Source organism: Stenotrophomonas sp. (assembly GCF_032066555.1).
Taxonomy (GTDB): Bacteria; Pseudomonadota; Gammaproteobacteria; order Xanthomonadales; family Xanthomonadaceae; genus Stenotrophomonas.
This window is the reverse complement of the sequence record NZ_DAMBKV010000007.1, coordinates 201,019-208,501: the sequence shown is the minus strand read 5'-3', so window position 1 is coordinate 208,501 and position 7,483 is coordinate 201,019. Positions and strand designations below refer to the sequence as shown.

Genomic DNA, 7,483 nt, shown 5'->3' with positions numbered 1-7,483 from the left:
CTTGCCTGCGGCAAAGGGAGGGGGCAAAGGGGTAGTGCCGAGCCATGCTCGGCAGCGGGCTTCCCCGGCAAAGTCGGAAAGGCCTTAAAAGCCAACCCCTCCCCAGCCCTCCCCTTGGCCTTCGGCCAAAGGGAGGGGGCAGAAGCGGATTCGCGGCTCAGCCCTGCAGGTCGTGCTCGCGGTGGTAGCGGGTGGCTTCGGCGACTTCGTTCTTCGAGCCCAGGAACACCGGCACGCGCTGGTGCAGCTGGGTCGGGGCGATGTCGAGGATGCGCTCGCGGCCGTTGGTGGCGGCACCGCCGGCCTGCTCCACCAGCAGCGACATCGGGTTGGCTTCGTACATCAGGCGCAGCTTGCCGGCCTTGGACGGATCCTTCTTGTCCCACGGGTAGATGAAGATGCCGCCGCGGGTCAGGATGCGGTGCACGTCGGCCACCATCGAGGCGATCCAGCGCATGTTGAAGTCCTTGCCGCGCACGCCGTCCTTGCCGGCCAGCAGATCGGCCACATAGCCCTGCATCGGCGCTTCCCAGTGGCGCTGGTTGGACATGTTGATGGCGAACTCTCTGGTGTCCGCCGGCACCTGCATGCCGCGCTGGGTCAGCACGAATTCGCCGGTCTCGCGGTCCAGGGTGAAGGCGTGGGTGCCATGGCCCACAGTCAGGACCAGCATGGTGCTGGGCCCGTAGATGCAGTAACCGGCCGCCACCTGCTGGGTGCCCGGCTGCAGGAAGTGCTCGTCGCCCGGCTTATCCACACCCTTGGGCGAGCGCAGTACCGAGAAGATGGTGCCGACCGAGACGTTCACATCGATGTTGGAGCTGCCATCCAGCGGATCGAACAGCAGCAGGAAGTCGCCCAGCGGGTATTCCGACGGCACCGGCTGGCTGTGGTCCATTTCCTCGGAAGCGCAGGCGGCCAGGTGGCCACCCCAGGCATTGGCCTCGAGCAGGATCTCGTTGGAGATCACGTCCAGCTTCTTCTGCGCCTCACCCTGCACGTTGCCGGTGCCGGCATCGCCCAGCACGCCGCCCAGGGCGCCCTTGCTGACGGCGATCGAGATGCTGGTGCAGGCGCGGGCGACCACGGCCACCAGCTGACGCAGGTCGGCATTGATGCGCTTGGCATGCTGTTCTTCGATCAGGAAGCGGGTCAGCGACGTACGGGACATGGACAGGAGCTACCTTCAGACGAAAGGGGCGCTATTGTCGCGGGTTGTCCGCTTTTTTACGAGTCGATGGCCGAGGCCTGTCCTGTTCTGGACAGGACGGGTCATCCCGTTGCGCGCTGCCCGGCTTGTCGCTGTTGAAGGGATGTTTCGGCAAAATGGTCGATCAAGCAACGTCTCAGGGAAGAAGGTGTAAATGAAGGGAATCCTCCAATACGGGAGCCGAACCGCGGCCAGGCTGATTGTTGGCCTCACGCTGGGCCTGTGTACCGGCGTGGTGATGGCTACCCCCTCCCTGTTTGAAGGGCTGCAATGGGGAGCGACCCAGAGCCAGATCCGCGAGGTATTTGGCGATCAGCTGAAGCTGCTCCCCTGCAGCGACGCGCAACGCCAGGCGGAGGCGGACGGCGGCGCGCGGCGGGCGTGTGACAGCCCCTATGTCGAGGATTACACGATCGACGGCATCACTTTCCTGGTGGTCTTCAACATGGCGGGCGAAGGGCAGACGCTGAACACCATCTACCTGGACCGCGGGGCCACCGTGACCAATGCGCAGATCCGCAAGGGAGAGGGTGCCGAGTTCCGATACAACCGGGTGAAGCGGGTGCTGGCCCAGCGGCACGGTGAGCCAGGCGAAGTAAACGAGACCAGCCGGCGGCCGAAAGATCAGCCGGTGGTTCTGCACACCAAATGGATCATCGATGACACGGTGATCAGCATGACCAACACCATCATTCCCGACCCCCGCGGCCAGATGTACTACCTGGGCCTGGTCTACAAGCCCTTGGCCGAGGCCATGAAGCCGCTGGAGCAGAGCCCGGCGCGGTAGATCGGGTGCTGCAGGACAGCACGAGAGCGTTTCGGAACGTCTGTGGACAAAAGTGGACAGCGGCGCGGGGTCGGCGCTTCATGCAGGCATCCGCGCAGCGGAGAACCAAGCTGCAACGGGCATCGGCGAGGTTATCCACAAGTGTTTGGGGATAACGTCTTTTGGGTATGAAATGTGGATAAGTCCGGGGGCATTGGCTTTATCCACAGGCTCAGTACCATGCGGGGCCCTGCTGGAGAACGCGATGGATTGGAACCAGGCCACACACGGTTTGCTGACTGCCCTGGGCATCGGCCTGCTGATCGGCGCGGTGCGCGAACGCCAGCACGGCGGGCGGAAAAGCCTGCAGGCCGGGCTGCGCACGCATGCGCTGGCGGCCTTGCTGGGCGCGGCCGGGCTGCTGCTGGGTCAGGCGGTCTTCGTGGTCGCCCTGCTGGCGGTAGCCGCGCTTGCCTGGACCAGCTACCGCGTCACCTCACGTGAAGACCCGGGGCTGACCGGCGAGATCGCCCTGTTGATAACGGTGCTGCTGGGCGGCTTGGGCATGCAGCAGCCGGCGCTCGCGGCCGCGCTGGGCGTGGTGGTGGCGATCCTGCTGTGGGCCAAGGCGCCACTGGCTCGACTCAGCCGCGATCTGATCAGCGACCAGGAGATGCGTGACGCCCTGCTGCTGGCCGCCTGTGCGCTGGTGGTACTGCCGATGCTGCCCGATACCGCAGTTGATCCCTGGGGCGTGCTGGTGCCATCCAAACTGTGGCAGATCGTGGTGCTGGTGATGGCGGTAGGCATGCTCGGCCATGTCGCGCTGCGGGCGGTGGGCGCGCGCTGGGGTCTGCCGGTAGCCGGGTTCTTCTCCGGCTTCGCATCCTCGACCGCGGCAGTGGCCGGGTTCGGCCGCAGCAGCCGCGATGCCGCGGCGTTGGTGATGCCGTCGGTATCCGCTGCTTTGTTGGCCAATCTTGCATCTTTGCTGCTGTTTGTTGCCGTTATCGGCACCAGTTCGGCGACGTTGCTGAAGGCCGCCGCTTGGCCGCTGGCGGCGGCGGCACTGGTGCTGCTGTTGTGCTCGGCGCTGGGGCTGCGCCATGTGGCTGATGAAGCGGTGCCGCAGGGACCAGCGAGCAAGGCCTTCCAGCTGAAGCATGCGCTGGCGATCGCGGCGGTGATTGCGGTGGTCCTGTTGCTGTCCGAAGGCTTGCGGCAGCTGTTCGGCCAGGCCGGGGCATTGGCCGGGGCGACGATTGCGGCCTTGGGTGAGCTGCATGCAGCGGCAGCGAGCATCGCCGGGCTGACCGCGTCTGGCGGGCTGGAACTGGCGCAGGCGCGCTGGGGCGTGGTGGCCTTGCTGGCCTCGGCATCGCTGGCCAAATCGGTGCTGGCCTTTGCCAGCGGTGGCCCGCGCTATGGGGCCGGGGTGGCGATTGGCCTGGGGATGATGGTGGCGGCTGCGGCGGTGGTTACTGGGTTGCTGGCGGGCTGATCGGGATATCCACAGGAGGTTGTGGATAAGACTGGGGGTAGTGGCAACGGCAACGGCAAGAGCCGGAGCAAGGGCACCCCTCCCCAACCCTCCCCTGCGCTTCGCGCAAGGGAGGGGATAAAAGCTGCAGTTCGCGAAATGGTGAGGGCCGCAGCTATTGCCCCCTCCCTTTGCCGCAGGCAAGGGGGTGAAGAAGGCCCGCTAGCGCGCCGTTGGCGCGCGGCCTGATGAACGACCGAAGGCTGCGCCTTCGGGCCGGACGGGTTGGGGAGGGGTGCTTTAAAGCTCCAAAGCCCTTTCTCCACAGCCTTATCCACAACCTGCAAACCACAAAAAAGCCCGGGTTTCCCCAGGCTTTTCAGTACATCAGCAGCAACGCTGCATCAGCCGCGGCTGACGTCGTAAACCGCCTTGGCCACGTAATCCAGGTTGTTCTGGCTCAGTGCGGCCACGCAGATGCGGCCGGTGCCGACAGCGTAGATGCCGTAGTCGTCACGCAGCTTGTCTACCTGTGCCTTGCTCAGGCCCGAGTAGGAGAACATGCCGGCCTGCTGCTGGATGAAGCCGAACTCCGGCGCGCCCAGGGCGGCCAGCTTCTGCACCATGCCGGCACGCAGGGCGTGGATGCGCTCACGCATTTCGGTCAGCTCGGCTTCCCACACGCCACGCAGCTCGCCACTGTTCAGCACGCCGGCGACAAGCGCGGCGCCGTGGGTGGACGGGCTGGAGTAGATGGTGCGGATGATGCGCTTGACCTGCGATTGCACGGCCTTGGTCGAGGTCGCGTCCGGGCCCACCACCGACAACGCACCGACGCGCTCGCCGTACAGCGAGAACGACTTGGAGTAGGAGTTGGCGACGATGAAGCTGTCGATGCCGGCCTCGGCCACGATGCGCACGGCCTGGCCGTCCTGCGCGATGCCCTTGTCGAAGCCCTGGTAGGCCATGTCGATGAAGGGGAACAGCTGGCGGTCCTTCATCAGCGCGGCAACCTGCTTCCACTGCTCGGTGCTCAGGTCGGCGCCGGTCGGGTTGTGGCAGCAGGCGTGCAGCAGCACCACGGTGCCCGGCTGCAGCTTCTGCAGGTCGGCCAGCATGCCGGCGAAGTCCAGGCCATGGGCGGCGTTGTCGTAATAGGTGTAGTCGACCACGTCGAAACCGGCGGCACCGAACACTGCGCGGTGGTTTTCCCAGCTCGGGTTGCTGATGGCGATGGTGGCGTGCGGCAGCAGGCGCTTCAGCAGATCGGCGCCGACGCGCAGCGCACCGCTGCCACCAACGGTCTGCGAGGTCGCGACGCGGCCAGCAGCCAGCAGGTCCGAACCCTCGCCGAACACCAGCTTCTGGGTGGCCTGGGTGTAGGCCGGCAGGCCGTCGATGGGCAGGTAGCCGCGCGGTTTGGCCTCGGCGGCCAGCGTCTGCTCGATCTGCTTGACGGCGCGCAGCAGCGGAATGCGGCCGTTCTCGTCGTAGTAGATGCCCACGCCAAGATTGACCTTGGTGGTGCGGCTGTCAGCGTTGTAAGCCTCGGTCAGACCCAGAATCGGGTCACCAGGTACCTGTTCCACGTTTGCAAAGAAGGACACGGCGATACTCGTATCAGTGGCGGGGAGTGGGGGTGCTCGGCGCGGGATGCTGCAACGACGCGCTCAGAACCGCGTCATCCTAACAGGGCTGGAGCCCGCTGGCCGTAGGGTTTCAGCTGGAACTTCAGCGCGCGGGGCAATGACGCTGCCTGCGTGGATCGGAGATGATGGCCGGATGCGTACTTGTAATCGTTTTTTTGCGTTTTCGGGGCTGATGCTGGCATTGCCGGCGCTGGCCGACGAGTTGCCCACCGCAACCCTGGATCGGGTGCAGGTCCAGGCGGCCAAGGTCCACGCGGTGGATGATTTCGACCTGCCCGCGTCCAGCACCACGCTGGCGCTGGACGCCGACGGCAATGGCCGTGGCGCGCAGGTATCCGAAGTGCTGGGAGCGGTGCCCGGCTTACTGGCACGTGACCGTCAGAATTACGCACAGGACACCCAGCTGTCGCTGCGCGGCTTTGGCGCGCGCTCCACCTTCGGTGTGCGCGGGGTGCGGCTGCTGCTCGACGGGGTGCCGGCGACCATGCCCGATGGCCAGGGCCAGCTCTCCCACTTCAACGTGTTCGGCGCCGACCGGGTGGAGGTGCTGCGCGGGCCGTTCTCGGCGCTGTACGGCAATTCCTCCGGCGGCGTGCTGCAGCTGTGGAGCGCGGACGGGCAGGACGGCGATCCGTGGCGGTTGCGCAGCAGCCTTGGCAGCAACAACACCTCCAGCACCGGCGTGCAGCTCAAGGGCCTGGCCGGAGTTATGCACTACAACGTGGCGGCCAACCATTTCCGTACCGATGGCTGGCGTGAGCACAGTGCGGCGCGGCGTGAATCGGTAAATGCGCGGCTGGGTTTTGATCTGGCCGCCGGCCAGCGGCTGGATCTGCTGTTCAACGGCTTCGATGCACCGCACGCGCAGGACCCGCTGGGGCTGAGTCGCGAGCAGGTGCGCGAGAACCCACGCCAGGCCACCGCCGTGGCCACGCAGTACAACACCCGCAAGTCGGTGCGGCAGACACAGTTGGGGGCTGTCTACAGCGTCGAGCGTGATCAACAGACCTGGCGGCTGATGGGCTATGCGGGGCAGCGTGCGGTGGAGCAGTTCCTGGCGATTCCGCCGGGGCCGCAGAACAGCCCGCTGCATTCCGGCGGGGTCATTGATCTGGACAGCGATTACGGCGGCGTGGACGCGCGCTGGGCCTGGCATGGGCAACTGGCGGGCCAGCCGCTGGAGCTGGTGATTGGGGCAAATGCCGACCGTCAGCAGCAGCACCGTACCGGCTACGAGAACTTCATCGGTGGCACCCTGGGCATCAAGGGCCGGCTGCGTCGCGACCAGAATGACCGGGTGCAGAACATCGACCAGTTCGCGCAGGCCTGGTGGCAGTTCAGTCCACGCTGGTCTGCATTGTTGGGGGCGCGCCACAGCGAGGTGCAGTTCCGTTCGCGCGACCGCTACATCACCGCCACCAATCCCGATGACAGCGGCCGTCGCGACTACTCGGCGACCACGCCGGTGGCGGGCCTGGTGTTCCGCGCCAGCGACGATCTGCGTCTGTATGCCTCGGCTGGGCGTGGCTTTGAAACGCCTACCTTCAACGAGCTGGGCTACCGCGCCGATGGCGGCGCAGGTCTGGCGCTGGACCTGGCGGCCGGCAGCACACGCAACTACGAGATCGGCAGCAAATGGCGCGCGCAGAGCGGCGCGCGGCTGGAACTGGCGCTGTTCCGTGCCGACAGCGATGACGAGTTGGCCGTGGCGACCAATAGCGGTGGCCGCAGCAGCTACCGCAACATCGGCGCGACCCGGCGGCAAGGTGTCGAGCTGAGCTGGCAGCAGCCGATTGCCCCCGACCAGCAGCTGCAGCTGGCTTACACCTGGCTGCAGGCCAGCGTGCGCGATGCCTACCTGACCTGCACCGGCCTGCCCCCGCCCTGCACCCAGCCCAGCAATGTGGTGACTGCCGGCACGCGTCTGCCAGGCGTGCCGCGTCAGCAGCTGTTCGCACGCTGGCAATGGCAGCCGGGTCCGTGGCAGTGGGCGACTGAAGTGGTGGCTGCCAGCGACATAGGCGCGAACGATCTTGGCAGCGCCAGCGCAGCCGGTTATGGCCTGCTGAATCTGGAGATGGCGCGGCAATGGACGACGGCTCGTGGGCCGCTGCGCGCCTTCGCGCGCGTGGACAACCTGCTCGACCAGCGCTACATCGGCTCGGTGATCGTCAACGACGGCAACCAGCGCTACTACGAGCCGGGCCCGGATCGCAGTTTTACCGTTGGCCTGCAGTGGCAATGGGCGCGGTGAGTGGCAGAGCGCGCACTTGGCCCCCTCCCTTTCGCGTAGCGAAGGGGAGGGCTGGGGAGGGGTGCCTTTGCTTTTTTCGTCGCACCTAGCCCAACAACCACCTGAACATCTCGCTCACCCCTCG

5 protein-coding genes are annotated in these 7,483 nt (G+C 66.2%); 3 read left to right on the top strand and 2 right to left on the bottom strand.

Going from position 1 to position 7,483, the window contains the following annotated elements:
* Positions 1–157: 157 nt before the first annotated feature.
* A complete protein-coding gene (locus RT131_RS11040; protein ID WP_313172860.1) occupies positions 158–1,171 on the bottom strand; it encodes a class 1 fructose-bisphosphatase in 1,014 nt (337 codons plus the stop codon).
* 193 nt (positions 1,172–1,364) lie between these two features.
* On the opposite strand from RT131_RS11040, the gene RT131_RS11035 reads away from it, so the two are divergent.
* Both RT131_RS11035 and RT131_RS11030 read left to right on the top strand, forming a co-directional pair.
* Positions 1,365–1,997, top strand: a complete 633-nt coding sequence (locus tag RT131_RS11035) for a hypothetical protein (protein ID WP_313172859.1) — start codon at positions 1,365–1,367, stop codon at positions 1,995–1,997.
* Positions 1,998–2,241: 244 nt separating this feature from the next.
* Positions 2,242–3,477: a DUF4010 domain-containing protein gene (locus RT131_RS11030; protein ID WP_313172858.1), complete on the top strand. Its 1,236-nt coding sequence runs from the start codon at positions 2,242–2,244 to the stop codon at positions 3,475–3,477.
* A gap of 383 nt (positions 3,478–3,860) precedes the next feature.
* Here the strand turns inward: RT131_RS11030 and RT131_RS11025 are convergent, their stop codons facing one another.
* A complete protein-coding gene (locus RT131_RS11025; RefSeq protein WP_313172857.1) occupies positions 3,861–5,063 on the bottom strand; it encodes an amino acid aminotransferase in 1,203 nt (400 codons plus the stop codon).
* Between the two features lie 214 nt (positions 5,064–5,277).
* Here RT131_RS11025 and RT131_RS11020 point away from each other — a divergent pair, with 214 nt between their 5' ends.
* Positions 5,278–7,359 carry a TonB-dependent receptor gene (locus RT131_RS11020; RefSeq protein WP_313172865.1) on the top strand — a complete coding sequence of 694 codons (2,082 nt, stop codon included), beginning with the start codon at positions 5,278–5,280 and terminating at the stop codon, positions 7,357–7,359.
* Positions 7,360–7,483: the final 124 nt, after the last annotated feature.